Raw genomic sequence first — 25,168 nt, 5'->3', positions numbered from 1 at the left:
CAATGAGTAAAAATACCTCCGATCTGTCCTCCCACACGCCGATGATGCAGCAGTACTGGCGCCTGAAGAACCAGCACCCTGATCAGTTGATGTTCTACCGCATGGGCGACTTCTACGAGATCTTCTATGAAGACGCGAAGAAGGCCGCCAAGCTGCTGGACATCACCCTGACGGCGCGCGGGCAGTCGGCCGGCCAGGCGATTCCCATGTGCGGTATTCCTTACCACGCCGCCGAGGGCTACCTGGCCAAGCTGGTAAAGCTCGGCGAGTCGGTGGTGATCTGCGAACAGGTGGGGGACCCGGCGACCAGCAAGGGCCCGGTGGAACGCCAGGTGGTGCGTATCATCACGCCAGGCACCGTGAGTGACGAGGCTCTGCTGGATGAGCGCCGCGACAACCTGATCGCCGCCGTGCTGGGTGACGAGCGTCTGTTCGGCCTGGCGGTGCTGGACATCACCAGCGGCAACTTCAGCGTCCTGGAAATCAAGGGCTGGGAGAATCTGCTGGCCGAGCTGGAGCGGATCAACCCAGTGGAGCTGCTGATCCCCGATGACTGGCCACAAGGCTTGCCGGCGGAAAAACGCCGCGGTGTGCGACGCCGTGCCCCCTGGGATTTCGAGCGGGACTCGGCGCACAAGAGCCTCTGCCAGCAGTTCTCTACCCAGGACCTCAAGGGCTTTGGCTGCGAAACCCTGACCCTGGCCATCGGCGCCGCCGGTTGCCTGCTCAGCTATGCCAAGGAAACCCAGCGTACCGCTCTGCCCCACCTGCGCAGCCTGCGTCATGAGCGCCTGGATGACACCGTGGTGCTGGACGGCGCCAGCCGTCGCAACCTGGAACTGGACACCAACCTGGCGGGCGGGCGCGACAACACCCTGCAATCGGTGGTCGATCGCTGCCAGACCGCCATGGGCAGCCGTTTGCTGACCCGCTGGCTGAACCGCCCGCTGCGCGACCTCAAGGTCCTGGAAGCGCGCCAGTCCTCTATTACTTGCCTGCTGGACGGCTACCGTTTCGAACGGTTGCAACCGCAGTTGAAGGAAATCGGCGATATCGAGCGTATTCTGGCGAGGATCGGCCTGCGCAATGCCCGTCCGCGGGACTTGGCCCGTCTACGTGATGCCCTGGCCGCACTGCCGGAACTGCAAGAAGCCATGACCGAGCTGGAGGCCACTCACCTCAATCAGCTGGCCGCCACCACCAGCACCTACCCGGAACTGGCCGCTCTGCTGGCCAAGGCCATCATCGACAATCCGCCGGCGGTGATCCGTGACGGCGGTGTACTCAAGACCGGCTACGACGCCGAGCTCGACGAGCTGCAGTCGCTGAGCGAGAACGCCGGACAGTTCCTGATTGATCTGGAAGCCCGCGAGAAAGCCCGTACCGGCTTGGCCAACCTCAAGGTCGGCTACAACCGTATCCATGGCTATTTCATCGAGCTGCCAAGCAAGCAGGCCGAACAGGCCCCGGCGGACTACATTCGCCGCCAGACATTGAAAGGCGCCGAGCGCTTCATCACTCCGGAACTCAAGGAGTTCGAAGACAAGGCGCTATCGGCCAAGAGCCGTGCCCTGGCCCGGGAGAAGATGCTCTACGACGCGCTGCTGGAAACCCTGATCAGCCATTTGCCGCCGTTGCAGGATACCGCTGGTGCCCTGGCTGAGCTGGACGTGTTGAGCAACCTGGCCGAGCGCGCCTTGAACCTGGACCTCAACTGCCCACGTTTTGTCAGCGAGCCTTGCATGCGCATCACCCAGGGTCGTCACCCGGTGGTGGAGCAAGTGTTGACCACGCCGTTCGTGGCCAACGACCTGAGCCTGGACGACAACACGCGGATGCTGGTGATCACCGGTCCGAACATGGGCGGTAAATCCACCTATATGCGCCAGACGGCCCTGATCGTGCTGCTGGCCCATATCGGCAGCTTCGTCCCGGCGGCGAGCTGCGAGCTGTCCCTGGTGGACCGGATCTTCACCCGTATCGGCTCCAGCGACGACCTGGCCGGCGGCCGTTCGACCTTCATGGTGGAAATGAGCGAAACCGCGAACATCCTGCACAACGCAACGGAACGCAGCCTGGTGCTGATGGACGAAGTGGGACGCGGTACCAGCACCTTTGACGGACTTTCCCTGGCCTGGGCTGCGGCAGAACGTCTCGCCCACCTGCGCGCCTATACCCTGTTCGCCACCCACTATTTCGAACTGACGGTACTGCCGGAAAGCGAGCCGCTGGTGGCCAACGTGCACCTCAATGCCACCGAGCACAATGAGCGCATTGTGTTCCTGCACCATGTACTTCCAGGCCCAGCCAGCCAGAGCTATGGGCTGGCGGTAGCCCAGCTGGCCGGGGTTCCCAGCGCGGTCATCACCCGCGCCCGGGAGCACTTGAGCCGCCTGGAAACCACCAGCTTGCCCCATGAAGTGGCGCCTCAGGCACCGGGCAAACCCTCGGTTCCGCAACAAAGCGACATGTTCGCCAGCCTGCCGCACCCGGTGCTCGACGACCTAGCCAAGCTGGATCTGGATGACATGACGCCACGCCGAGCGCTGGAAATGCTCTATACATTGAAGACACGCATCTAACGCGAACGCCTTCAAGCTGTTAGAATCTCGCGCGGTTTGGGATGCTGCGGACTATTAGCCTGGTTGCGCAGACTATCGCTCCCAAACCTGGCGACCCCGTCATGTAGGGGCTCCGCTGCCGCCGCCTGAGGAGAGAATTAGAAATGACCTTCGTCGTCACCGACAACTGCATCAAGTGCAAGTACACCGACTGCGTAGAAGTCTGTCCGGTGGACTGCTTTTACGAAGGCCCGAACTTCCTGGTGATTCACCCGGATGAGTGCATTGATTGCGCACTGTGTGAGCCTGAATGCCCCGCTGTAGCGATTTTCTCCGAGGATGAAGTCCCGGAAGAGATGCAAGAATTCATTCAGTTGAACGTCGAGCTGGCAGAGATCTGGCCGAACATCACTGAAAAGAAAGAATCGTTGCCAGATGCCGAAGAGTGGGATGGCGTCAAAGGCAAGATCAAGGATCTCGAACGCTGATTGCAGTTGCGTTCCCAAAAGGCCCCTTGCGGGCCTTTTTGCGTTTCTGGGGCAAGGAAATGCCGGCGGGACTTTTCGATAGACGAAAAAAGGGGCGGTATGACCCGCCCACATTTTTCCCTAGTCCCTGTGTTCCTTTTCATCGTCCTGATGAATCGCTTCCTGCGATGTCCTGACCATCGTCCTTGATGGCTGTGTCTATCCGTCGACACAGGGTTGATATTAGAGAGTTCCCCGGCAAGAGCAATCGCACTATTCGTGTGAAACTTTGTCGAAACTCATAGCCATTCATAAAAAATATTATATAAATCAACAATATAAAAAACAGCCTACGGAAAACTAGACAACGCAGAAGTAGCCGAGAACCGAATGCGTACGAAAAAGTAATCTTTGGCTTACATGACGGTTGAGAGTTAAGCCAACTTCTCTGGCAATGGCCCATTCAAAATCACAACCTGCATGCAATAAAAAGCCCCGAGTCGATCGGGGCTCTTGTGAATCGATCCAGTAGCTACTGAAACAGCGACTCACTGGACAATCCATTCTTCTCGAGAATCTCCCGAAGGCGCTTGAGCCCTTCAACCTGGATCTGCCGAACCCGTTCACGGGTCAGGCCGATCTCCAGGCCCACATCCTCAAGGGTGCTGCTCTCGTGTCCTCGCAGACCGAAGCGTCGAACCACCACTTCACGCTGCTTCTCGGTCAATTCGGAAAGCCACTGATCGATACTTTGTGACAAATCGTCGTCCTGCAACAACTCACAAGGATCTGTCGGACGGTCGTCGGTCAGGGTATCCAGCAGGGTCTTGTCCGAATCCGGGCCCAAGGAGACATCAACCGAAGAAACCCGCTCGTTCAGGCCGAGCATGCGTTTGACTTCGGCCACCGGCTTCTCCAGCAGATTGGCGATTTCTTCGGGGGAGGGTTCATGATCGAGTTTTTGCGTCAACTCACGGGCGGCGCGCAAGTAGACGTTGAGTTCTTTGACCACATGGATCGGCAACCGGATGGTCCGGGTCTGATTCATGATAGCCCGCTCGATGGTCTGACGAATCCACCAGGTGGCATAGGTCGAGAAGCGGAAGCCGCGTTCCGGATCGAACTTCTCCACCGCTCGGATCAGCCCGAGGTTGCCCTCTTCGATCAGGTCCAGCAGCGACAGGCCACGATTGACATAGCGCCGGGCGATTTTCACCACCAGCCGCAAGTTGCTTTCAATCATGCGCTTGCGCCCGGCCGGATCACCACTTTGCGACAACCGCGCAAAGTGCACTTCCTCTTCGGGGGAGAGCAATGGAGAAAAACCGATTTCATTGAGGTACAGCTGCGTCGCATCGAGTGCACGCGTGTAATCAATGTATTTGTGTTGCTTTAATGAAGCGGAGCTTTTGGATTTGGTGCGAACGGAAGGTGGAGTTTCCCCCTCATTATTCGACATCGAATCCATATCGATGCTGCTCTCCATAAGGAGAACCTCATCGTCGATGTCAAACTCCGGCACTTCTTTACTGAGAGCCATTGTTATAGTCCTTTGGTGAGTTCGACCTCAGGCTCAAGCGGCGCCTTTATCCCTGGCAACGCTGGAGCCTGTTCCCTCTACGTGAGCGGAACAGGCTGGTAACGGATCAACGACGTGGCAGGAATTGCAGCGGATCTACAGGTTTACCTTGTCGGCGAATCTCAAAGTGCAGTTTCACCCGGTCTGTACCAGTTGATCCCATCTCGGCAATTGTCTGTCCGACTTTGACCTGCTGTCCCTCCCGAACCAATAGCTTGCGGTTGTGGCCGTAAGCACTGACGTAGGTTTCGTTGTGTTTGATGATGACTAATTCGCCGTAGCCCCTTAAGCCACTCCCGGCGTAAACCACCGTCCCATCAGACGCAGCTAAAACAGGCTGTCCCAAATCTCCGGCGATATCAATGCCTTTATTCAAACTACCGTTTGAAGAAAATTTCCCAATTAGAACACCGTTCGAAGGCCATCCCCAACCCGTAGGAGCGGGGCCCGCGGGGGTAGCCGGAGCAGGCGCCGGCTTGCTCGCAGGGCTGGTGGTGGTCGCAGTTGCAGGCGTTGTCGTGGTGCCTGCCGGGCGACGAATGACCGTGGTCTTGCTGGAGGAAGAGGCACTGGACTGGGTGCTGGTAACAACCGTCGCCGGCGTAGTGCCAGTGCGGCCGTCAAAGCGAATGACCTGCCCGGGATGGATGGTGTAAGGCTCGGCGATGTTGTTGCGAGCGGCCAGCGCCTTGTAGTCCCAGCCATAGCGGAAGGCAATGGAAAACAAGGTGTCTCCGCGACGCACCGCGTACTGCCCGGTGGTCACCGTAGGACGCTGCGGCGCAACAGTGTTACTGCGCTCGACCACCCCCACGCTGCTGGATTTGGTGCTGGAGCAGCCGACCAACAAGGAACTCAAGGCAAGGCCAATCATCAGTCGCTGAAAGCTTGTTGTACCTATACGCTGCGCAATGACTGTGAGACTCACCCGCCGCTCCCTTTGTGGTGGTTGACGATATAGATTGCCTGACTCAGGCGTGAAGTGACGCAAGTATAACTGGACACAGGCGCTTTACCGCTGGCCCAGCACAAGGACAGCCACAAGAACCTGCCTCTGACCGTCGTATCACTCATTGACGATCGATACGGCACTAAGACACAGCCCGCCAGACAGAATTCACCCCAGCCTGATAAATGCCTTCAGGCCAGGGGACCATTGAGCAACGGCACAAAACGCACCGCCCCCAGGACGTGCCGGGCAAAGCCCTGTTCTTCACGGATGATCAGCATCAACTGCTGCACCTCCCCTGCCCCCACCGGAATCACCAGGCGCCCGCCAGGCGCGAGTTGATCGAGCAGGGCCTGGGGAATATCGGTGGCGACGGCAGTGACGATGATGCCGTTATAGGGCGCCAGCGCCGGCCAGCCTTCCCAGCCGTCGCCCCAGCGAAACACGACGTTGCGCAGGTTCAATTCCTGCAGGCGCTCCTTGGCCCGGTCTTGCAGGACCTTGATCCGCTCCACCGAAAACACCCGCTCCACCAGCTGCGACAACACCGCCGTCTGGTAGCCCGAGCCGGTACCGATCTCCAGTACCTTGTCCAGCGGCCCGGCCGCCAGCAGCAGCTCGCTCATGCGGGCCACCATATAAGGCTGGGAGATGGTCTGGTTGTGGCCGATCGGCAGCGCCGTGTCTTCATAGGCACGATGGGCCAGGGCCTCATCGACAAACAGATGCCGCGGTGTGCGCCGAATCACTTCCAGTACCTGAGGGTTGGACAGCCCCTCGTCATACAGGCGCTGGATCAGGCGTTCGCGGGTACGCTGGGAAGTCATGCCGATTCCCCGCCGCAGCAGATCGTCTTGCTCGCGAGCCATCAGCGCAGCCCCTCCAACCAGCCATCCAGACTCCTGAACGCGTCATTGAAGGTGCGATCCAGCTGCAGCGGCGTGACAGACACGTAGCCCTGCATCACTGCATGAAAGTCGGTACCGGGCCCGCCATCCTCGGCGTCGCCGGCGGCAGCGATCCAGTACCCCGCCTTGCCGCGGGGGTCGACCACCTTCATCGGTGCCGCAGCACGGGCGCGATGGCCCAGGCGGGTCAGCTGGATGCCCCGAATATGATCAAGCGGCAGGTTGGGAATATTCACGTTCAACACCGTCCGTGGTGGTAAATCCAGCAAGCCCTGGGCTTGCACCAGCTTGCGCGCGAAATAGGCTGCGGTCGCAAGGTTCTCCACCTGGCGCGAGACCAGCGAAAAGGCGATCGCAGGGCGTTGCAGGAAGCGCCCTTCCAATGCAGCGGCGACCGTCCCGGAGTACAGCACGTCATCACCGAGGTTGGCCCCCAGGTTGATGCCCGACACCACCATGTCCGGGTCATGCTCCAGCAGGCCGTTGAGCCCCAGGTGAACACAGTCGGTGGGGGTGCCATTGATGCTGATAAAGCCGTTGCCAAGGGTATGCGGATGCAACGGACGGTCGAGCGTCAGCGAGCTGCTGGCGCCGCTTTTGTCTTGATCCGGAGCGATAACCACGCACTCGGCGTAATCCGCCAGCGCAGCGTGCAACGCCGCGATACCGGGTGCAGTTACCCCATCATCGTTAGAAATCAGAATGCGCATGAGCTGTCCGTCTGCCCCACCGGCACCAGATCGACGAGTTCACGCACCAAGGCGGTGGCGAAACATCCGGCCGGGAGGACGAATTCCAGTTGCAGAATATCAGGCTCGGGATAATGCCACGTCAAACCGCCAATGGGCAGCCGCAGGATGCGTCGTTCATGGCTCATGCCGGCTTTTATCAGCCATTCGCACAGTGCCACCTGGCGGTCGGCCATCTGCTGTTCAAGTTCATGAACCGCACCACCCGCCGGAGACTCGCCTTCGCCCCACAACGGGCCTGTGGGATGCAAGTCAAGAATTGCCAGGCGCGGATCCGTGCATTCATCCGGGCCGGCCATGAAAAAGCTGCGGCTGTCGGTAAATGCCAGCAAGTCGCCCAATTGCGCCTGCTGCCAAGTGCCGTCCGCCACTCGCGCTGCCAGCGCCTGGTTGAACAGGTAGCTGCGGGCGGTGGACAACAGGCGCGAACGTACATTGCGCTGCTCCGGCAGCGCCTGGCGGGCAGCCCAGCTACGGGCGTCCACCAGGTTGCCACCGTCGTGGCCGAAGCGCTGGGCGCCGAAATAGTTGGGAATACCTTGAGCGGCAATTCTCTTCAGGCGCTCATCGAGGGCTGCCTGATCCGCCTTGAGCTCTGTCAGGCGCAGGGTAAAGCCATTGGCGGCATGGGCCCCACGCTGCAATTTGCGCTTGTGGCGGGTGGCCTCGAGGATCTTCAGAGTGTGATTTTCCGCTGCGCCAAGATCCGGATCGGCCTTGCCCGGCAGTTGCACACTGAACCACTGGCGAGTCAGCGCCTGGCGATCCTTGAGCCCGGCATAGCTGACGGTGCGCAACGACACCCCCGCCGCCTTGGCGATCCGCCGCGCCGCTTCCTCGGTGTTCAAGCCGCGTTTTTCCACCCACAGCCACAGATGCTCGCCTTCCCCGCTCAGCGGGATATCGAGTACTTCATCAACCTGGAAGTCTTCGGCAGTGGCCTTGAGTACGGCGCTGCCCAGGGCATCGCCATAGGCCCGCGGGCCCAACAATTGCAGTTCATTCATGGGCGTTGCAACAAGGCCACGGAATGCACGGCGATGCCTTCCTCGCGGCCGACAAAGCCGAGTTTTTCGGTGGTGGTTGCCTTCACGTTCACCTGGTCCAGCTCGACCTGCAGGTCCTCGGCAATCAAGGCCCGCATGGTTTCAATGTGAGGTGCCATTTTCGGTGCCTGGGCGACGATGGTGTTGTCGACGTTGCCGATCTTCCAGCCCTTGGCATGAATCAGCGCGACAACATGACGCAGCAGGACACGGCTGTCGGCGCCCTTGAACTGCGGGTCGGTGTCCGGAAAGTGCTTGCCGATATCACCCAGCGCGGCAGCGCCCAGAAGGGCATCACTGAGTGCGTGTAACAGCACATCACCATCGGAGTGCGCGAGCAGCCCGAAATGGTGGGCAATACGCACCCCCCCCAACGTGATGAAGTCGCCCTCAGCGAAACGGTGCACATCGTAGCCGTGGCCAATACGCATAAAAAAACGCCCCGAAAAAGTCAGGGCGTGATTCTACCTGCTTTGGCAGGTATTAGGCGTTAAGAGCACGTGCATGGTGCTGCAAGTGGTCGTCTATGAAACTGGCGATAAAGAAGTAGCTGTGGTCGTACCCCGGCTGCATCCGCAACGTCAGCTCATGCCCGGCATTCTTTGCCGCTTGCTGCAGGACCTCAGGCTTGAGCTGGCCGGCGAGGAAGTCGTCACGATCCCCCTGATCCACCAGCAACGGCAGCTTCTCGGTGGCCTCGGCGATCAGCACGCTGGCATCCCACTCGCGCCAGCGTGAGCGCTCCTCCCCCAAGTAACGGGAAAACGCCTTCTGCCCCCAGGGGCAATCCATCGGGTTGCTGATGGGAGCGAAGGCCGAAACCGACTGATAGCGCCCCGGATTACGCAGCGCGCACACCAATGCCCCGTGACCGCCCATGGAGTGCCCGCTGATCCCACGCTTGAGCGAAGCGGGAAAATGCGCCTCCACCAGCTCCGGCAGCTCGTTCACCACATAATCGTGCATCCGGTAATGCTGGGCCCAGGGCTCCTGCGTCGCGTTCAGGTAGAACCCGGCACCCAGACCGAAATCCCAGGCACCGTCCGGGTCACCGGGCACGCCGGGGCCACGCGGGCTGGTATCCGGAGCGACGATGATCAAGCCCAGCTCGGCAGCCATGCGTTGAGCCCCGGCCTTGTGCATGAAGTTCTCGTCGGTACAGGTCAGGCCGGACAACCAGTAAAGCACCGGCAGCTTGCCGCCCTGCTCGGCCTGGGGCGGCAAATACACGGCGAACACCATGTCACAGCCCAGCACCCGGGAATGATGCTTGTAGCGTTTATGCCAGCCGCCGAAGCTTTTCTGGCAGGAAAGGTTTTCCAGACTCATGGCAGACCTCCAGCGGCACGCCGCAAGCCATGGGCCGCAAGCGGAACTCCCGCTTGGCGCCTGTGGCTTGCCGCTTGCCGCTGCTCTTAGAAGTGAATGACGGAGCGAATGCTCTTGCCTTCGTGCATCAGGTCGAACGCCTTGTTGATATCTTCCAGGCCCATGGTGTGGGTGATGAAGGTATCCAGGGGGATCTCGCCGGTCTGGGACATTTCCACGTAGCTTGGCAGCTCGCTGCGCCCGCGCACGCCACCAAAGGCTGAGCCACGCCATACCCGACCGGTCACCAATTGGAAGGGACGGGTGGAGATTTCCTGGCCGGCACCGGCCACGCCGATGATTACCGATTCGCCCCAGCCCTTGTGGCAGCACTCCAGGGCCGCACGCATCAGTTGCACATTGCCGATGCACTCGAAGGAGAAATCCACGCCGCCATCAGTCATGTCGACAATGACCTCCTGAATCGGACGGTCGAAATCCTTCGGATTGACGCAGTCGGTGGCGCCCAGTTGCTTGGCGATCTCGAACTTGGCCGGGTTGATATCGATGGCGATGATACGCCCGGCCTTGGCCTTGACCGCACCGATGACCGCCGACAGGCCAATGCCGCCCAGGCCGAAGATGGCCACGGTATCACCGGCCTTGACCTTGGCGGTGTTGATCACTGCTCCGATCCCGGTGGTCACGCCGCACCCCAGCAGGCAGACCTTTTCCAGCGGCGCTTCCTTGGGAATCTTGGCCACGGAGATTTCCGGGAGCACGGTGTACTCGGAAAAGGTCGAGGTACCCATGTAGTGGAAAATCGGCTGACCCTTGTAGGAAAAACGCGTGGTGCCATCAGGCATCAGACCCTTGCCCTGGGTGGCGCGAATGGCCTGACAGAGGTTGGTCTTGCCCGACAGGCAGAATTTGCACTTGCCGCATTCCGGGGTGTACAGCGGGATCACATGGTCACCCACAGCCACCGAGGTCACGCCCTCGCCCACCGCCTCAACCACCGCACCGCCTTCATGACCGAGGATCGCCGGGAAGATGCCTTCAGGGTCGGCACCAGACAGCGTGTAGGCGTCGGTGTGGCAGACGCCGGAGGCGACGACCCGTAGCAGCACCTCGCCCGCCTTGGGCATGGCGACATCCACTTCGACGATTTCCAGCGGCTTCTTGGCCTCGAAGGCTACGGCAGCACGTGACTTGATCATCCTGACTCTCCAGCGAATAAAAACGAGGCACAGAGTGTAAAACAGCGCAATGCGATGAATAATCCAGGCAAAAGCAAAACATTATTGCTGTATGGGGACAATCAATGAATGACAACCGTTGGGAAGGTATCGACGAATTTGTCGCGGTCGCCGAATGCAGCCAGTTCACCGCTGCCGCCGAGCGCCTGGGAGTCTCTTCGTCCCATATCAGCCGTCAGGTGGCACGGCTTGAGGAACGCTTGCAGACTCGCCTGCTGTATCGCAGTACCCGCCGGGTGACCCTGACTGAGGCCGGGCAGACCTTTCTCCAGCATTGCCAACGTCTGCAGGACGGTCGCGAGGAGGCCCTGCGGGCCGTAGGCGACCTGACCAGCGAGCCCAAGGGCATGCTGCGCATGACCTGTGCAGTGGCCTACGGCGAGCGCTTTATCGTGCCACTGGTTACCCGGTTCATGAGCCTTTACCCGCAGTTGCGGGTGGATATAGAGCTCAGCAACCGCCCCCTGGATCTGGTGCATGAAGGGCTGGACCTTGCGATTCGCCTTGGGCGCCTGCAGGACTCGCGCCTGGTCGCCACTCGCCTGGCCCCACGCCGCATGTACTTATGCGCCTCGCCCTCCTACCTGGAACGTTATGGACGCCCACACAGCCTCTCAGAGTTGAGCCGGCACAACTGCCTGATCGGCAGCTCGGATATCTGGCAATTGGAACTGGATGGGCGCGAATTTTCGCAACGGGTGCAGGGTAATTGGCGCTGCAACAGCGGACAGGCGGTGCTGGATGCGGCCTTGCAAGGGGTAGGGCTGTGCCAGTTGCCGGACTACTACGTCCTGGAGCACCTGCAGAACGGTACGCTGATTTCCTTGCTGGAAGCTCACCAACCGCCCAACACCGCAGTCTGGGCGCTGTACCCGCAGCAACGGCACCTGTCACCGAAAGTGCGCAAGCTGGTGGATTATCTGAAACAAGGGCTGGCGCAGCGCCCGGAGTACCGCGACCTGTAGCTGCTGCCGCAGGCTGTGACAAGGCCCGCAGGGCCTTCAGGGCCTCAAGAGCGGCGCCTCCTTCCGAGTCGTTCGCAGCCTGCACCAGCAGCTACAAGGTGCAGCGCAAGCCAGCAGTCAGCGGCGGTTGGACCAGCGCTGGCGCAACCATTCCAGGTCTTCGGGACGGGTGACCTTGAGGTTATCCGAGCGGCCTTCGATCAGGCGCGGCGCCTGGCCGGCCCATTCCATCGCCGAAGCTTCATCGGTAATCGCCACATCGGCCACCAGGCTGTCGGCCAGGGCACGATGCAGGGCCCCGAGGCGGAACATCTGCGGTGTGTAGGCTTGCCAGATCAAACTGCGGTCAACGGTTTCCAGCACTCGGCCGTGCTTGTCCACACGTTTCAGGGTGTCCCGGGCCGGAACTGCGAGCAGCCCCCCCACCGGGTCATCCACCAACTCACCCAGCAGTTTGTCCAGGTCATCCCGGGAAAGATTGGGCCGGGCGGCATCGTGAACCAGCACCCAGTCGTCATCGGCAGCGCCCTGGGCGTGCAGATGGAGCAAGGCATTGAGCACCGAGCCGGAACGCTCAGCACCACCTTCGACCCGCTGGATCCGCGAATCATGGGCGCAAGCGAGGGCCGGCCAGTAAGGATCATCAACCGCCAGGCTGACCACCAGCCCCTTGAGGCCGGGGTGGTCGAGAAAGCAGCCCAGGCTGTGTTCAAGAATTGTGCGTCCGCCCAGTTGCAGGTACTGCTTGGGGCGGTCCGCGGCCATGCGGGCACCAACGCCCGCGGCAGGAATCACGGCCCAGAAGGCCGGTAATACGTCGCTCATTGGGCCAACTGGTAGAGGGTTTCACCCTCCTTGACCATACCCAACTCATGGCGAGCCCGTTCTTCCACGGTCTCCATGCCTTTTTTCAGCTCCATGACTTCCGCATCGAGTACGCGATTTCGTTCCAGCAAACGCTCGTTTTCAGCGTGCTGGTCGGCAATCTGCTGAGTCAGGTCAGCAACCTGGGCCAAGCTGCCGTTCCCCACCCACAGGCGGTACTGCAAGCCAGCCAGCAGCAAGAGCAAGACCAGGAACAACCAATTGGGACTGCGCATCGAATATCGGGTATCCAGTGAAAAAAGACAGCCATGCCAACAACTTCGGACCTACTGATAGCACGAAGCCTGGAAGACCCAGGCTTGTGCTCTTAAGGCATCAGATTAGTGGCAAAAAACTCGCTGTAGCGATTTTCCCGACACAATCCGGTGTCTTTTTACCATCTACTGCTTAGCCGCGAAACTCACCGCGACCGTTGTACTTGGCCTTGCCGTTCAATTGCTCTTCGATACGCAGCAATTGGTTGTACTTGGAAACGCGGTCGGAACGGCACAGGGAGCCGGTCTTGATCTGGCCAGCCGAGGTACCCACGGCCAGGTCGGCGATGGTCGAATCTTCGGTTTCACCGGAACGGTGGGAGATCACCGCAGTGTAGCCGGCAGCCTTGGCCATCTGGATGGCTTCCAGGGTTTCGGTCAGGGTGCCGATCTGGTTGAACTTGATCAGGATCGAGTTGGCGATCTTCTTGTCGATGCCTTCTTTCAGGATCTTGGTGTTGGTCACGAACAGGTCGTCGCCGACCAGTTGAACCTTCTCGCCGATCTTGTCGGTAAGGATTTTCCAGCCGGCCCAGTCGGACTCGTCCAGGCCGTCTTCGATGGAGATGATCGGGTAGCGCTGGGTCAGGCCTTTGAGGTACTCGGCAAAACCTTCGGCGGTGAACACCTGGCCTTCGCCGGACAGGTTGTACTTGCCATCTTCATAGAATTCGCTGGCAGCGCAGTCCAGGGCCAGGGTCACGTCGGTACCCAGGGTGTAACCGGCGTTGGCCACGGCTTCGGAGATCACTTTCAGAGCGTCTTCGTTGGAAGCCAGGTTCGGTGCAAAACCGCCTTCGTCACCCACTGCGGTGTTCAGGCCACGGGCCTTCAGCACGGCTTTGAGGTGATGGAAGATTTCAGTGCCCATGCGCAGGCCTTCCGAGAAGGACTTGGCGCCAACCGGCTGCACCATGAACTCCTGGATGTCGACGTTGTTATCGGCGTGCTCGCCACCGTTGATGATGTTCATCATCGGTACCGGCATCGAGTAGACGCCCGGAGTGCCATTGAGGTTGGCGATGTGGGCGTACAGTGGCAGGTCCTGGTCCTGAGCGGCGGCCTTGGCAGCAGCCAGGGACACGGCGAGGATCGCGTTGGCGCCCAGGGTGGCCTTGTTCTCGGTACCGTCGAGCTTGATCATGGCCTGATCCAGGGCCTTCTGATCGATCGGGTCCTTACCCAGCAGCAGGTCGCGGATCGGACCGTTGATGTTGGCTACCGCCTTGAGCACGCCCTTGCCCAGGTAACGGCTCTTGTCGCCATCACGCAGCTCCAGCGCTTCGCGCGAGCCGGTGGAAGCACCGGACGGCGCGCATGCACTGCCGATGATGCCGTTGTCGAGAAGCACGTCCGCTTCGACAGTGGGGTTGCCACGGGAGTCGAGAACTTCACGACCTTTGATGTCGACGATTTTTGCCATTGTTGTAAACACTCCAAAGTTGACGAAAACGACGCAGCTGTAGGAAATCTTTTACCGTCGGCAAGGCGGGGAAAGCGGGCAGTCTTGCAGACGATAAGGCTCAGGCCCGGGGGCCTGAGCAATAATCGTGCGGTACTTTACCGGAGAAATCGGTTTTACGCGGTTTCTACCGTCGGAAAACTCTTGACCAGCTCGTCCAGGGCCTTGAGCTGGGCCAGGAACGGCTCGAGCTTGTCCAGGCGCAGGGCGCAAGGACCGTCGCACTTGGCGTTGTCCGGATCCGGATGGGCTTCGAGGAACAGCCCGGCAAGAGACTGGCTCATGCCGGCCTTGGCCAGGTCGGTGACCTGGGCCCGGCGACCGCCAGCGGAGTCGGCGCGACCACCCGGCATCTGCAGGGCGTGGGTCACATCAAAGAACACCGGGTATTCGAACTGCTTCATGATGCCGAAGCCGAGCATGTCCACGACCAGGTTGTTGTAGCCGAAGCTGGAACCGCGCTCGCAGAGGATCAACTGATCGTTGCCCGCCTCTTCGCACTTGCTCAGGATGTGTTTCATTTCCTGGGGTGCGAGGAACTGGGCTTTCTTGATGTTGATCACCGCGCCGGTCTTGGCCATGGCCACCACCAGGTCGGTCTGCCGCGAAAGGAAGGCCGGCAGCTGGATGATGTCGCAGACTTCGGCGACCACGGCAGCCTGGGCCGGCTCGTGGACGTCGGTGATGATCGGCACGCCAAAGGCCTGCTTCACGTCTTCGAAAATCCGCATGCCTTCTTCCAGGCCCGGGCCACGGTAGGAGGTCACCGACGAACGGTTGGCCTTGTCGAAACTGGCCTTGAACACGTAGGGGATACCGAGCTTCTCGGTGACCCGCACGTATTCTTCACAGACCTGCATCGCCATGTCGCGGCTTTCCAGCACGTTCATGCCGCCGAACAGCACCATCGGCTTGTCGTTGGCGATCTCGATGTTGCCTACGCGGATGATCTTCTGCGCCATCAGGGTCACGCCTTCTTCTGGTGTTGAGCCAATGCTGCTTTGACGAAACCGCTGAACAGTGGGTGGCCGTCACGGGGAGTCGAGGTGAACTCGGGGTGGAACTGGCAAGCGACGAACCATGGATGATCCTGGGCCTCGACCACTTCAACCAGCGCGCCGTCACCCGAGCGACCGGAGATCTTCAGGCCAGCCTCGATCAGTTGCGGCAGCAGCTTGTTGTTCACTTCGTAGCGGTGACGGTGACGCTCGATGATCACGTCCTTGGCGTAGCAGTCGTGGACCTTGGAGCCCGCTTCCAGCAAGCATTCCTGAGCGCCCAGACGCATGGTGCCGCCCAGGTCGGAAGCTTCGGTACGTACTTCAACGGCACCGGTGGCGTCTTCCCACTCGGTGATCAGGCCGACGACCGGATGGCCGCTGGTGCGATCGAACTCGGTGGAGTTGGCGTCTTTCCAGCCCATGACATTACGGGCGAACTCGATGACCGCCACTTGCATGCCCAGGCAGATACCCAGGTACGGCACCTTGTTCTCGCGAGCGTATTGCACCGCGGTGATCTTGCCTTCCACACCACGCAGGCCGAAACCGCCTGGAACCAGGATCGCGTCGACGCCTTCCAGCAGCGCGGTGCCCTGGTTCTCGATGTCTTCGGAATCGATGTAGCGCAGGTTGACCTTGGTACGGTTGGTAATGCCGGCATGACTCATCGCTTCGATCAGCGACTTGTAGGCGTCCAGCAGTTCCATGTACTTGCCGACCATGGCGATGGTGACTTCGTGCTCTGGGTTGAGCTTGGCGTCCACCACTTTTTCCCACTCGGACAGGTCAGCACCGTTGCACTGCAGGCCGAAACGCTCGACGACGAAATCGTCCAGGCCCTGGGCGTGCAGCACGGCCGGGATCTTGTAGATGGTGTCGACGTCTTCCAGGGAGATCACCGCACGCTCTTCAACGTTGGTGAACAGCGCGATCTTGCGGCGCGACGACACATCCACCGGATGGTCGGAGCGGCAGATCAGCACGTCCGGTTGCAAGCCGATCGAACGCAGCTCTTTTACCGAGTGCTGGGTCGGCTTGGTCTTGGTCTCGCCAGCGGTGGCGATGTACGGAACCAGCGTCAGGTGCATCAGCATCGCGCGCTTGGAACCGACTTCCACACGCAGTTGACGGATGGCTTCGAGGAACGGTTGCGACTCGATGTCACCCACGGTACCGCCAATTTCCACCAGGGCCACGTCGGCATCGCCGGCGCCCTTGATGATGCGACGCTTGATCTCGTCGGTGATGTGCGGAATCACCTGGATGGTGGCACCCAGATAATCACCACGGCGCTCCTTGCGCAGCACGTGCTCGTACACGCGGCCGGTGGTGAAGTTGTTGTTCTGGGTCATGGTCGTGCGGATGAACCGCTCGTAGTGGCCCAGGTCCAGGTCGGTCTCGGCGCCGTCGTGGGTGACGAACACTTCACCGTGCTGGAACGGGCTCATGGTGCCCGGGTCGACGTTGATGTACGGGTCCAGCTTGAGCATGGTGACCTTAAGCCCCCGCGCCTCCAGGATGGCCGCCAATGAAGCCGAGGCAATGCCTTTCCCCAATGAAGAAACAACACCGCCCGTGACGAATATGTAGCGCGTCATGAAAAACCCTAGAAGTCTGCGTTAAAGCGGTCAGTGCCGCCGGGGAAAGCGAAGGAAGGCCGAAGCCCCCGATCACCTGCATTAATCACAGTGCACCTTTCAAAAAAACCGCCGCGTGGTGACAGACCGGATGCAAAAACACCGGTAGGTTGCTCGCTACACATTTTTTGGAATCGCCCAGCAAAGACTGCTTGGTAATCGGCAACTCCTGCAATTCAGGCGAATCCACAGAAGTTGTATCAAGAAGGGAGCGTAGTCTACCGGAAAGCCCCTTTCAGCTCAAACCTTGATCGCTGGTTGGTGGCAGCCATTGCAATGGCCAGCCACCCTGGGGGTTTGTCGCAAGTGCCGGCAGGTTCGCCACCGCGAGCAAGCGGTCGTCCTGATACAGCAGCGGCAATCTGCCACGGACGAAACCCGGCAACCCGCTTTCATTGAGCAAACGCTTCAAGTCCCGATGGCCGCGGCCGGCCAGGTGCATGATCTCGCCCCCCTGGCGATAGCGGATATGCAGCGATCCGGTCGGCACTGGCCCAGGGAACGACACCTGACCGTTGCCCGGCAGAAGCAAGGGCTTTTGCGGATCGAGCCACTGCAACCGTCCGTCGACCGGCTGCAGCCAGATGCCGGACAGCCACCAGACTCGCCCTGCCGCACGATGCAACTCGCCATCGGCCAAACGCCACACCGGTCGCCCTGCGGCACCCGCATCTCGCAGGCTGTCCCAGCCGCGCCAGTGATCGGTATCCGGCAGGTGGCCAAACCGGCTCAACCAATGGCTCAAGGCATTGCGTTGGCGCGCGCCCGACAAAGACTGCAAAGGTGCCAGGGCCAGTGAGGGCAGATCCAGCCAGGGCCAGACGCTAGCACCGCGGGCTGCATCCAGGTCCATGATCGCCAGCTCATCGAGCAGGCCCTGGGCTTCATTCAAGTGCGCGGCGCTGCGGCTCATGCTGAGTGCCGCCTGGGGCCAGCGCGCGGTGATCGCCGGCATGACCTGGTGGCGCAGGTAATTGCGCGAATACTGATGATCGGCGTTGGATGGGTCCTCGACCCAGCTCAACTGATGCTCCGCGGCGTAGCACTGCAGTTCGGCACGTGACACATCAAGCAAGGGTCGCAGCAGGTGCCCGTCACCCAACGGCCGCGCTGACGGCATTGCCGACAAGCCCCTGACTCCGGCACCGCGCAGCAGGCGGAACAGCAGCGTTTCCGCCTGGTCGTCACGATGCTGCGCCGTCAGCAGCACTTCAGTGCTCGCCGTGAGCCGTGCGAAAGCGCCATAGCGTGCCTCGCGGGCGGCGCGCTCCAGGCTGGCACCCGCTGGCACCTGGACGCGAAGCACCTGCAGCGGCACCCCCAGCGCATCACAGAAGGCCTGACAATGCTCCGGCCAGGCGTCGGCCGCAGCCTGAAGTCCATGATGGATATGCACAGCCGAAAGTGGAGGAAGACGATGGTGCTGCGCCAGATCGGCGAGCAGATGCAACAGGACGGTGGAATCCAGGCCACCGGAGAAAGCCACGCGCCAACTCCTGGAGTCGCGCCAGGGCGCGAGGCTGTGCAGTAGTTTGGCGGAGAGAGCGTTCATGACGTGTTCAAGACCTGTAGGAGCGGCCGGGTGGCGTACTGCTTGCCCGCATAAGCAACAACGCCGCCATCGAATCGATGGCGGCGCCTGGGTCGCGAACGAGCGTGCCCCTACAAGGGGAGGCAGTGCTCGATCAGAGACCGTAGCTCATCAGGCGGTCATAGCGACGGGCGAGCAAGGTGTCGTTGTCCATTTCCTTGAGCATGGCCAACTGCGTGCTGAGCTCGGCACGGATCGAGGCCGCCGCGGCAGCCGGATCCCGATGGGCACCGCCCAATGGCTCGCCGATGACCTTGTCGACAATCCCCAGGCCTTTCAGGCGCTCGGCGGTAATCCCCATGGCCTCAGCGGCATCGGCAGCCTTTTCCGAGGTTTTCCACAGGATCGAGGCACAGCCTTCCGGCGAGATCACCGCGTAGGTGGAGTACTGCAGCATGTTCAACTGGTCACAGACACCGATGGCCAAGGCACCGCCGGAACCACCCTCACCAATCACGGTGGCGATGATCGGGGTCTTCAGGCGCGCCATGACCCGCAGGTTCCAGGCAATGGCCTCGCTCTGGTTGCGCTCTTCAGCATCGATGCCCGGATAGGCGCCGGGTGTGTCGATGAAGGTCAGGATCGGCATCTTGAAGCGCTCGGCCATCTCCATCAGGCGGCAGGCCTTGCGGTAGCCTTCCGGACGCGGCATGCCGAAGTTGCGGCGGACCTTTTCGCGTACTTCACGGCCTTTCTGGTGCCCGATGATCATTACCGGCTGCTCGTCCAGGCGAGCAACGCCGCCTACGATGGCGGCGTCGTCAGAGAAGTGGCGATCGCCATGCAGCTCGTCGAACTCGGTGAAGATGTGCTGGATGTAGTCCAGGGTGTACGGGCGACGCGGGTGCCGCGCCAGACGTGCGATCTGCCAGCTGGTGAGCTTGCCGAAGATGTCCTCGGTCAGGGTGTTGCTCTTGTCCTGCAGGCGGGAAATCTCATCGCCGATATTCAGCGAATTGTCATTACCGACCAAGCGCAACTCTTCGATCTTGGCTTGCAGGTCGGCGATCGGCTGTTCGAAATCAAGAAAATTCGGGTTCATAGGCGTCCGTCTGGGCTCGACGTCCAAGGGAGCTTGGGCCGGCCGGTTGTCTATTCGCGCCCTACCTTAAGGGACGGACGCGTTGAGGTCGAGATTAAAAATTCAAGTGACGATGAGGCGCAATGATGGCACCTCACCGTCAACGGTATTGGAGGAAGACGTTGTCTCGCCCGAACTGGTCACGCAGGGCTTGAATCAAGCTGTCCGCCGGATCGATCCGCCAGTTCTCGCCAAACTGCAGCAGGGCCTTGGCGTCATCCCGGGTGTACTCCATGGTGATCGGGCATGCGCCGCGATGGCGCTTGAACAGATCACCCAGCCAGCGTAGCTGATCGCCCTTCAGGGCGTCGCTGTGGATCTTCAGGCGCAGGCTTTCCGCCAGGTTGGTCCGCGCATCCTCCATGCTCATCACCCGCTTGACCCGCAGGCGCAGGCCGCCGGAGAAGTCGTCGTTGCTGACCTCGCCCTCCACCACCACCATGGCGTCGGTCTGCAGCAGCGACTGCGCCGAATGGAACGCATCGGCAAACAGCGAGGCCTCGATCCGCCCCGAGCGGTCGTCGAGGGTGATGAAGCCCATCTTGTCGCCCTTTTTGTTCTTCATCACCCGCAGGGCGATGATCATGCCGGCCACGGTCTGGGTATCCCGGGCCGGCTTCAGGTCGATGATGCGCTGGCGGGCGAAACGACGGATCTCGCCTTCGTATTCGTCGATCGGGTGCCCGGTCAGGTACAGCCCCAGGGTATCTTTCTCGCCTTTCAGGCGTTCCTTGAGGGTCAGTTCCTTGGCCTTGCGATGGTTGGCGTAGACATCCGCATCCTCATCGACGAAGACCCCGCCGAACAGGTCGGCGTGGCCACTGTCGTGGGTACGGGCGGTCTGCTCCGCGGCCTTGATCGCTTCTTCCATGGCCGCCAGCAGCACCGCGCGGTTCTGGTCGATATTGGCCTGGTAGGCCTTGGGCTCATCGAAGAAGTGCGGCCCCAGGCGGTCCAGGGCGCCGCTTCGAATCAAGCCGTCCAGGGTCCGCTTGTTGATGCGCTTGAGGTCGACCCTGGCGCAGAAATCGAACAGATCCTTGAAAGGGCCTTCCTCGCGGGCTTCGGTGATGGCTTCCACCGGCCCCTCGCCGACGCCCTTGATCGCCCCCAGGCCGTAGACGATGCGACCTTCGTCGTTCACCGTGAACTTGAACTCGGAGGTGTTCACGTCCGGCGCGTCAAGGCGCAACTTCATGATCCGCACTTCCTCGATCAAGGTCACGACCTTGTCGGTGTTGTGCATATCCGCGGAGAGTACCGCCGCCATGAACGGCGCCGGGTAATGCGCCTTGAGCCAGGCGGTCTGGTACGACACCAGGCCGTAGGCGGCGGAGTGGGATTTGTTGAAGCCGTAGCCGGCGAACTTTTCCACCAGGTCGAAGATGTTGCCCGCCAGGTCTGCATCGATGTTGTTGCTGGCGCAACCTTCAATGAAGCCGCCCCGCTGCTTGGCCATCTCCTCGGGCTTTTTCTTACCCATGGCTCGACGCAGCATGTCCGCACCGCCCAGGGTGTAGCCGGCCATGACCTGGGCGATCTGCATCACCTGTTCCTGGTACAGGATGATGCCGTAGGTCGGCGCCAATACCGGCTGCAGGCCGTCGTACTGATAGTCCGGGTGCGGGTAGGCCAGCTCGGCGCGGCCGTGCTTGCGGTTGATGAAGTCATCCACCATGCCCGATTGCAGCGGCCCCGGACGGAACAGGGCCACCAGTGCGATCAGGTCTTCCAGGCAGTCGGGCTTGAGCTTCTTGATCAGCTCCTTCATGCCCCGGGATTCAAGCTGGAACACCGCGGTGGTTTCAGCTTTCTGCAACAGGCTGTAGGTCGGCTTGTCGTCCAGCGGGATAAAGGCGATATCCAGCGGTTCCTCGCCGACCTTGGCGCGGTCGCGGTTAATGGTTTTCAGTGCCCAGTCGATGATGGTCAGGGTCCGCAGACCGAGGAAGTCGAACTTCACCAGGCCAGCAGCCTCGACGTCATCCTTGTCGAACTGGGTCACCAGGCCGCCGCCTTCTTCGTCGCAGTAGATCGGCGAGAAGTCGGTGAGCTTGGTGGGCGCGATCACCACGCCACCGGCGTGTTTACCGACGTTACGCACCACGCCCTCGAGCTTGCGCGCCATCTCCCAGATTTCCGCCGCCTCTTCATCGACCTTGATGAAGTCCCGCAGGATCTCCTCTTGCTCGTAGGCTTTTTCCAGGGTCATGCCGACTTCGAAGGGGATCATCTTCGACAGACGGTCGGCCAGGCCGTAAGACTTGCCCTGCACCCGCGCCACGTCACGCACCACCGCCTTGGCCGCCATGGAACCGAAGGTGATGATCTGGCTCACCGCGTTGCGGCCGTATTTCTCGGCCACGTAGTCGATCACCCGGTCGCGACCGTCCATGCAGAAGTCGACGTCGAAGTCGGGCATGGAGACCCGTTCCGGGTTAAGGAAACGTTCGAACAGCAGGTCGTATTCCAGCGGATCGAGGTCAGTGATCTTCTGCACATAGGCCACCAGGGAGCCGGCACCCGACCCCCGGCCCGGGCCAACCGGTACGCCGTTGCTCTTGGCCCACTGGATAAAGTCCATAACGATCAGGAAGTAACCCGGGAAACCCATCTGGATGATGATATCCAGTTCGAAATTCAACCGGTCGACATAGACCTGACGCTTGGCCTCGTAGTCCTCGGTGGTGTCCTTGGGCAGCAGCACGCTGAGGCGCTCTTCCAGGCCGTCGAAGGAAACCTTGCGAAAATACTCATCGATGGTCATGCCATCGGGAATCGGGTAGTCAGGCAAGAAGTGCTTGCCCAGCTTGACCTCGATGTTGCAGCGCTTGGCGATCTCGACAGTGTTTTCCAGCGCCTCGGGCAGGTCACTGAACAGCTCGGCCATTTCCTCGGCGCTTTTCAGGTACTGCTGGTCGCTGTAGTTCTTTGAGCGGCGCGGATCGTCCAGGGCCCGGCCTTCACCGATGCAAACCCGGGTTTCGTGGGCTTCGAAGTCTTCCTGCTTGATGAAACGCACGTCGTTGGTAGCCACCAGCGGCGCGCCGATCTTGTCGGCCAGGGCCACCGCAGCGTGCAATTGCTCTTCGTCGTTGGGGCGGTTGGTACGCTGCACTTCCAGGTAGAAGCGCTCGGGGAATACGGCCATCCACTCCCGGGCCAGGGTCTCGGCAACCTCGAGATCGCCGGCGATCAGGGCCATGCCGATCTCGCCCTCCTTGGCCGCCGAGAGCATGATCAAGCCTTCCGCGGCCTCCGCCACCCACTCCCGCTCGATGATGATCTGGCCGTTGCGCTGGCCATCGATGAAGCCGCGGGAAATCAGCTCGGTCAGGTTGCGATAACCCACGGCGTTCATCACCAGCAGGCTGATGCGGCTCAGAGGGTTATCCGGGTCCTTGTTCGACAGCCACAGGTCGGCGCCGCAGATAGGCTTGATCCCCGCACCCATGCTTGTTTTATAGAACTTGACCAGGGAACACATGTTGTTCTGGTCGGTGACCGCCACCGCCGGCATGCCCATGCCGGCCAGCGCCTTGACCAGCGGCTTGATCCGCACCAGACCGTCGACCAGGGAATATTCAGTGTGCAGGCGCAGGTGAACGAATGAAGCCGGCATAGTGATCCTGTAATAAGCGCGAAAACAACAAGGCCCGGATTGTACCGGGCCTCGACTAAAACATCAGCCTCAGGACTGAATCTCGCCCAGCGCCTCGCGGGCTTCGTAGGCTTGCCGCACCGGAGCGAAAGAGCGCCGGTGAATCGGTGTCGGCCCCAGGCGGGCCAGGGCTTCCAGATGCACCGGGGTCGGGTAGCCCTTGTGGCCACCGATGCCATATCCCGGATAGATCAGCTCGAAAGCGGCCATTTCTCGGTCACGGCTGACCTTGGCCAGGATCGATGCCGCGGCAATCGCCGGAACCTTGCTATCGCCCTTGACCACCGCTTCAGCCGGCATCGCCAGCTTCGGGCAACGGTTGCCATCGATCATCGCCAGCTTCGGGGTCACACTCAGCCCCTCCACCGCGCGCTGCATGGCCAACATGGTGGCATGGAGGATATTCAGCTCGTCGATTTCCTCGACCTCAGCCCGGGCGATGCACCAGCTCAGGGCTTTCTCGCAGATTTCGTCGAACAGCTTCTCGCGCCGGGCTTCGGTGAGCTTCTTCGAGTCGTTGAGGCCGAGAATCGGCCGCTGCGGGTCGAGAATCACTGCCGCGGTGACCACTGCACCACACAAAGGGCCACGGCCGACCTCATCGACCCCGGCCACCAGGTCCTCGGCGTCCGCCACCAGGGTGAAATCCAGGCCCATTTGCATTTTCGGGTTACTCACAGTCATTTACCGATCAGCCCAAGCACGGCTTGCGCGGCCTGGTTGGATGCGTCGCGACGCAAGGTTCGGTGGATCTCGTCAAAGCCGCGAGTCTGCTCTTCACCACCTTCGATCAGCGGCGACAAGGTCTGGGCCAGAGCATCGGCCGTGGCATCGTCCTGCAGCAGCTCAGGCACCAGGAGGCGCTGGGCCAGCAGGTTCGGCAGGGAAATGTACGGGCTCTTGACCATGCGCTTGAGAATCCAGAAGGTCAGCGGCGCCAGGCGATAAGCCACGACCATCGGGCGCTTGTAGAGCAAGGCTTCCAGGGTTGCGGTACCGGAGGCGATCAACACCGCATCGCAGGCAGCCAGGGCCTTGTGGGACTGGCCATCGAGCAACGTCAGTGGCAGATCACGATTGGCCAGCAACTGCTCCAGCTGGACCCGCCGCTCCGGGCTCGCGCAAGGCATGATGAAACGCACACCGGGGCGCATGGCCCGCAGGCGCTGAGCGGCATCGAGGAACAAGGCGCCCAGGCGCCCTACTTCGCCACCGCGACTACCGGGCATCAAGGCCACCAACGGCCCTTCTGGCAACCCCAGCTCCGCGCGTGCAGCGGCTCGGTCGGCCTGCAGCGGAATGGCATCGGCCAGAGAGTGACCGACGAACTTCACCGGTACCCCCTTCTCTTCATAGAAGCGCGCTTCGAAGGGGAACAGGGTCAGCATCAGGTCGCAGCCTTCGCGGATCTTCAGCACCCGCTTCTGCCGCCAGGCCCAGACCGAAGGGCTGACGTAGTGCACGGTCTTGATCCCGGCCTGACGCAACTTGAGTTCGATATTCAGGGTGAAATCCGGGGCATCGATACCGATAAACACATCCGGCTTTTCAGCAATCAGGGTCTGGATCAGCTTCTTGCGTCGAGCCAGAAGCTCACGCAGGCGCCCAAGCACCTCTACCAGCCCCATGACCGCCAGGCGCTCCATGGGGAAGTAGGAAACAAGGCCTTCGGCCTCCATCAGCGGACCACCGACCCCTATGAATTCGACGGCCGGGTGCTGAGCCTTGAGAGCTCGCATCAAACCGGCGCCGAGAATGTCGCCGGAGGCTTCGCCAGCCACCAGCGCAATACGCAGAGTGCTCAT

The 25,168-nt window shown here is 61.1% G+C and carries 21 protein-coding genes; 3 read left to right on the top strand and 18 right to left on the bottom strand.

Annotation, left to right across the window (positions count from 1 at the left end):
• The first annotated feature begins 2 nt into the window (after positions 1–2).
• On the top strand, positions 3–2,582 hold the full coding sequence (mutS, locus tag AC1RL5_RS08045) for a DNA mismatch repair protein MutS (RefSeq protein ID WP_011059556.1): 2,580 nt from the start codon (positions 3–5) through the stop codon (positions 2,580–2,582).
• Between the two features lie 143 nt (positions 2,583–2,725).
• Complete coding sequence (gene fdxA, locus AC1RL5_RS08040) at positions 2,726–3,049, top strand: ferredoxin FdxA (RefSeq protein WP_007908827.1); 324 nt, start codon at positions 2,726–2,728, stop codon at positions 3,047–3,049.
• A gap of 511 nt (positions 3,050–3,560) precedes the next feature.
• Here the strand turns inward: fdxA and rpoS are convergent.
• The 8 genes from rpoS to AC1RL5_RS08000 form a co-directional block, all read right to left on the bottom strand.
• Entirely contained in the window at positions 3,561–4,568 is a 1,008-nt protein-coding gene (rpoS, locus tag AC1RL5_RS08035; RefSeq protein ID WP_072451160.1) for an RNA polymerase sigma factor RpoS, read from the bottom strand.
• Between the two features lie 106 nt (positions 4,569–4,674).
• Positions 4,675–5,535 carry a peptidoglycan DD-metalloendopeptidase family protein gene (locus tag AC1RL5_RS08030; RefSeq protein WP_041116230.1) on the bottom strand — a complete coding sequence of 287 codons (861 nt, stop codon included), beginning with the start codon at positions 5,533–5,535 and terminating at the stop codon, positions 4,675–4,677.
• 212 nt (positions 5,536–5,747) lie between these two features.
• Positions 5,748–6,383, bottom strand: coding sequence for a protein-L-isoaspartate(D-aspartate) O-methyltransferase (locus AC1RL5_RS08025; protein ID WP_169892832.1), 636 nt, complete (start codon positions 6,381–6,383; stop codon positions 5,748–5,750).
• A gap of 41 nt (positions 6,384–6,424) precedes the next feature.
• A complete protein-coding gene (gene surE / locus AC1RL5_RS08020) occupies positions 6,425–7,174 on the bottom strand; it encodes a 5'/3'-nucleotidase SurE (RefSeq protein WP_011059551.1) in 750 nt (249 codons plus the stop codon).
• The gene (gene truD, locus AC1RL5_RS08015; protein ID WP_492589219.1) at positions 7,162–8,220 is read right to left on the bottom strand and encodes a tRNA pseudouridine(13) synthase TruD; all 1,059 of its coding nucleotides are present in this window, start codon (positions 8,218–8,220) and stop codon (positions 7,162–7,164) included. The genes surE and truD overlap by 13 nt, the downstream gene beginning before the upstream one ends.
• Positions 8,217–8,690 carry a 2-C-methyl-D-erythritol 2,4-cyclodiphosphate synthase gene (ispF, locus tag AC1RL5_RS08010; RefSeq protein WP_011059549.1) on the bottom strand — a complete coding sequence of 158 codons (474 nt, stop codon included), beginning with the start codon at positions 8,688–8,690 and terminating at the stop codon, positions 8,217–8,219. The genes truD and ispF overlap by 4 nt, the downstream gene beginning before the upstream one ends.
• Before the next feature lie 52 nt (positions 8,691–8,742).
• Positions 8,743–9,588 (bottom strand): S-formylglutathione hydrolase, encoded by an 846-nt coding sequence (gene fghA / locus AC1RL5_RS08005; RefSeq protein ID WP_123577494.1) that lies wholly within the window; start codon positions 9,586–9,588, stop codon positions 8,743–8,745.
• Between the two features lie 86 nt (positions 9,589–9,674).
• On the bottom strand, positions 9,675–10,787 hold the full coding sequence (locus AC1RL5_RS08000) for an S-(hydroxymethyl)glutathione dehydrogenase/class III alcohol dehydrogenase (RefSeq protein WP_011059547.1): 1,113 nt from the start codon (positions 10,785–10,787) through the stop codon (positions 9,675–9,677).
• Positions 10,788–10,891: 104 nt separating this feature from the next.
• On the opposite strand from AC1RL5_RS08000, the gene AC1RL5_RS07995 reads away from it, so the two are divergent.
• Entirely contained in the window at positions 10,892–11,791 is a 900-nt protein-coding gene (locus AC1RL5_RS07995) for a LysR substrate-binding domain-containing protein (protein ID WP_011059546.1), read from the top strand.
• Positions 11,792–11,908: 117 nt separating this feature from the next.
• Here the strand turns inward: AC1RL5_RS07995 and ispD are convergent, their stop codons facing one another.
• The 10 genes from ispD to lpxB form a co-directional block, all read right to left on the bottom strand.
• A complete protein-coding gene (gene ispD, locus AC1RL5_RS07990) occupies positions 11,909–12,616 on the bottom strand; it encodes a 2-C-methyl-D-erythritol 4-phosphate cytidylyltransferase (RefSeq protein ID WP_019093200.1) in 708 nt (235 codons plus the stop codon).
• Positions 12,613–12,891, bottom strand: coding sequence for a cell division protein FtsB (gene ftsB, locus AC1RL5_RS07985; RefSeq protein ID WP_011059544.1), 279 nt, complete (start codon positions 12,889–12,891; stop codon positions 12,613–12,615). The genes ispD and ftsB overlap by 4 nt, the downstream gene beginning before the upstream one ends.
• Positions 12,892–13,063: 172 nt before the next feature.
• Positions 13,064–14,353 (bottom strand): phosphopyruvate hydratase, encoded by a 1,290-nt coding sequence (gene eno / locus AC1RL5_RS07980; protein WP_011059543.1) that lies wholly within the window; start codon positions 14,351–14,353, stop codon positions 13,064–13,066.
• A 155-nt stretch (positions 14,354–14,508) separates the two neighbouring features.
• The gene (gene kdsA / locus AC1RL5_RS07975; RefSeq protein ID WP_011059542.1) at positions 14,509–15,354 is read right to left on the bottom strand and encodes a 3-deoxy-8-phosphooctulonate synthase; all 846 of its coding nucleotides are present in this window, start codon (positions 15,352–15,354) and stop codon (positions 14,509–14,511) included.
• A 5-nt stretch (positions 15,355–15,359) separates the two neighbouring features.
• A complete protein-coding gene (gene pyrG, locus AC1RL5_RS07970) occupies positions 15,360–16,991 on the bottom strand; it encodes a CTP synthase (RefSeq protein WP_011059541.1) in 1,632 nt (543 codons plus the stop codon).
• A gap of 274 nt (positions 16,992–17,265) precedes the next feature.
• Complete coding sequence (gene tilS / locus AC1RL5_RS07965; RefSeq protein ID WP_492589217.1) at positions 17,266–18,582, bottom strand: tRNA lysidine(34) synthetase TilS; 1,317 nt, start codon at positions 18,580–18,582, stop codon at positions 17,266–17,268.
• A 133-nt stretch (positions 18,583–18,715) separates the two neighbouring features.
• On the bottom strand, positions 18,716–19,663 hold the full coding sequence (locus AC1RL5_RS07960; RefSeq protein WP_011059539.1) for an acetyl-CoA carboxylase carboxyltransferase subunit alpha: 948 nt from the start codon (positions 19,661–19,663) through the stop codon (positions 18,716–18,718).
• Positions 19,664–19,802: 139 nt separating this feature from the next.
• Positions 19,803–23,324, bottom strand: coding sequence for a DNA polymerase III subunit alpha (gene dnaE, locus AC1RL5_RS07955; protein WP_053149264.1), 3,522 nt, complete (start codon positions 23,322–23,324; stop codon positions 19,803–19,805).
• Positions 23,325–23,393: 69 nt separating this feature from the next.
• Entirely contained in the window at positions 23,394–24,026 is a 633-nt protein-coding gene (gene rnhB / locus AC1RL5_RS07950) for a ribonuclease HII (protein ID WP_072451164.1), read from the bottom strand.
• Between the two features lie 17 nt (positions 24,027–24,043).
• On the bottom strand, positions 24,044–25,168 hold the full coding sequence (gene lpxB, locus AC1RL5_RS07945) for a lipid-A-disaccharide synthase (RefSeq protein WP_072451165.1): 1,125 nt from the start codon (positions 25,166–25,168) through the stop codon (positions 24,044–24,046).

The organism is Pseudomonas sp. GW822-FHT06D10, from assembly GCF_058799535.1.
This window is presented reverse-complemented; position numbering and strand designations above follow the sequence as displayed.

Coding starts and splice junctions, on each gene's coding strand:
- ispD (WP_019093200.1), bottom strand. CDS start 12,616: ATGAGCGACGTATTACCGGCCTTCTGGGCCGTGATTCCTGCCGCGGGC.
- eno (WP_011059543.1), bottom strand. CDS start 14,353: ATGGCAAAAATCGTCGACATCAAAGGTCGTGAAGTTCTCGACTCCCGT.
- AC1RL5_RS08000 (WP_011059547.1), bottom strand. CDS start 10,787: ATGATCAAGTCACGTGCTGCCGTAGCCTTCGAGGCCAAGAAGCCGCTG.
- mutS (WP_011059556.1), top strand. CDS start 3: ATGAGTAAAAATACCTCCGATCTGTCCTCCCACACGCCGATGATGCAG.
- AC1RL5_RS08025 (WP_169892832.1), bottom strand. CDS start 6,383: ATGACTTCCCAGCGTACCCGCGAACGCCTGATCCAGCGCCTGTATGAC.
- rnhB (WP_072451164.1), bottom strand. CDS start 24,026: ATGCAAATGGGCCTGGATTTCACCCTGGTGGCGGACGCCGAGGACCTG.
- ispF (WP_011059549.1), bottom strand. CDS start 8,690: ATGCGTATTGGCCACGGCTACGATGTGCACCGTTTCGCTGAGGGCGAC.
- surE (WP_011059551.1), bottom strand. CDS start 7,174: ATGCGCATTCTGATTTCTAACGATGATGGGGTAACTGCACCCGGTATC.
- AC1RL5_RS07960 (WP_011059539.1), bottom strand. CDS start 19,663: ATGAACCCGAATTTTCTTGATTTCGAACAGCCGATCGCCGACCTGCAA.
- truD (WP_492589219.1), bottom strand. CDS start 8,220: ATGAATGAACTGCAATTGTTGGGCCCGCGGGCCTATGGCGATGCCCTG.
- ftsB (WP_011059544.1), bottom strand. CDS start 12,891: ATGCGCAGTCCCAATTGGTTGTTCCTGGTCTTGCTCTTGCTGCTGGCT.
- pyrG (WP_011059541.1), bottom strand. CDS start 16,991: ATGACGCGCTACATATTCGTCACGGGCGGTGTTGTTTCTTCATTGGGG.
- tilS (WP_492589217.1), bottom strand. CDS start 18,582: ATGAACGCTCTCTCCGCCAAACTACTGCACAGCCTCGCGCCCTGGCGC.
- AC1RL5_RS07995 (WP_011059546.1), top strand. CDS start 10,892: ATGAATGACAACCGTTGGGAAGGTATCGACGAATTTGTCGCGGTCGCC.
- fghA (WP_123577494.1), bottom strand. CDS start 9,588: ATGAGTCTGGAAAACCTTTCCTGCCAGAAAAGCTTCGGCGGCTGGCAT.
- kdsA (WP_011059542.1), bottom strand. CDS start 15,354: ATGGCGCAGAAGATCATCCGCGTAGGCAACATCGAGATCGCCAACGAC.
- lpxB (WP_072451165.1), bottom strand. CDS start 25,168: ATGAGCACTCTGCGTATTGCGCTGGTGGCTGGCGAAGCCTCCGGCGAC.
- fdxA (WP_007908827.1), top strand. CDS start 2,726: ATGACCTTCGTCGTCACCGACAACTGCATCAAGTGCAAGTACACCGAC.
- dnaE (WP_053149264.1), bottom strand. CDS start 23,324: ATGCCGGCTTCATTCGTTCACCTGCGCCTGCACACTGAATATTCCCTG.
- rpoS (WP_072451160.1), bottom strand. CDS start 4,568: ATGGCTCTCAGTAAAGAAGTGCCGGAGTTTGACATCGACGATGAGGTT.